Genomic DNA, 1,459 nt, shown 5'->3' with positions numbered 1-1,459 from the left:
GAATCAGGCCGCCGGGGCCGGGAAGGTCGGGTACTCGACGCCCGAGATGTACTGCACGACCCGGACGACCTGGCACGAGTAGCCGAACTCGTTGTCGTACCACAGGTAGAGGATCGCGTTGTCCCCGTCGACCTTGGTCGCGCCGGCGTCCACGATGGAGGCGTGGCGCGAGCCGATGAAGTCGCTGGAGACCGCGTCGGGCGAGTCGGTGAAGTCGATCTGGCGCTTCAGCGGCGAGGTCAGCGAGATGTCGCGCAGGTAGTCGAGGACCTCGTCGCGGTTGGTCTCGCGCTTCAGCTGCAGGTTGAGGATCGCGATGGAGACGTCCGGCACCGGCACGCGGATCGAGCTGCCGGTGATCTTCGCCTGGAGGTCCGGCAGGGCCTTGGCGACGGCCGAGGCGGCGCCGGTCTCGGTGATCACCATGTTGAGCGGTGCCGAGCGGCCGCGACGGTCGGCCTTGTGGTAGTTGTCCAGCAGGTTCTGGTCGTTGGTGAACGAGTGGACGGTCTCCACGTGGCCGCGCAGCACGCCGTACTCGTCCTCCATCGCCTTCAGCGGCGGGACGATGGCGTTGGTGGTGCAGGAGGCGCAGGAGATGATCTGCTCGTCCGGCTTGATCATGTCGTGGTTGACGCCGTGCACGATGTTGGGGACGTCGCCCTTGCCCGGGGCGGTCAGCACGACCTTGGCGATGCCGGGGCGCAGGTGCTTGGACAGGCCCTCGCGGTCACGCCACTTGCCGGTGTTGTCGATCAGGATCGCGTCCTTGATCCCGTACTCCGTGTAGTCGACCTCGCTCGGGTCGTTGGAGTAGATCACCGTGATCTCGTTGCCGTTGACGACGAGCTTGTTGTTCGCCTCGTCGACGGTGATGGTGCCCTGGAACTGGCCGTGGATCGAGTCCCGGCGCAGCAGCGAGGCACGCTTCACCAGGTCGTCGTCACCGCCGCCGCGCACGACGATGGCCTTCAGCCGCAGGCCGTTGCCGGAGGCCTTCTCGATCAGCAGGCGGGCGACCAGGCGGCCGATGCGGCCGAACCCGTACAGCACGACGTCCTGCGCGGACCGGCGCTCCAGCTTGTTCTCACCGGTGGCGCCGACGACGGCCCGGGCGGTGAACTCCTCCACCGACAGGCCCCGGTCGTCCGCCCGGTAGGTCGAGGCGAGCATCCCGAGGTCGATCTGCGAGGGGCCGAGGTCCAGGGTGGTCAGCGCCTGCAGGAACGGCATGGTCTCGGTGACCGAGAGCTCCTCGCCGGCTATCTGCCGGGCGAAGCGGTGCGTCTTGAGGATGCTGACCACCGACTTGTTCACCAGGGACCGACTGTGGAGCAGGACGGTGACGTCCTTCTCCCGGTGCAGCCGCCCGATGATCGGGATCATCGACTCCGCGATCTCCTCGCGGTTCTTCCAGTCCGTGAACACGTCGTCGTTGACAGTCACAAGTCCATCTTTC

Annotated in this window: 1 protein-coding gene; it reads right to left on the bottom strand. The window is 66.8% G+C overall.

What is annotated here, in order from left to right:
* Window positions 1-3: 3 nt before the first annotated feature.
* Window positions 4-1,446: a glyceraldehyde-3-phosphate dehydrogenase gene (locus J0670_RS37910; RefSeq protein ID WP_207817313.1), complete on the bottom strand. Its 1,443-nt coding sequence runs from the start codon at window positions 1,444-1,446 to the stop codon at window positions 4-6.
* Window positions 1,447-1,459 lie beyond the last annotated feature (13 nt).

The sequence above is a fragment of the Streptomyces sp. FH025 genome, assembly GCF_017427025.1.
In the GTDB taxonomy this organism is placed as follows: domain Bacteria; phylum Actinomycetota; class Actinomycetes; order Streptomycetales; family Streptomycetaceae; genus Kitasatospora.
This window is presented reverse-complemented; position numbering and strand designations above follow the sequence as displayed.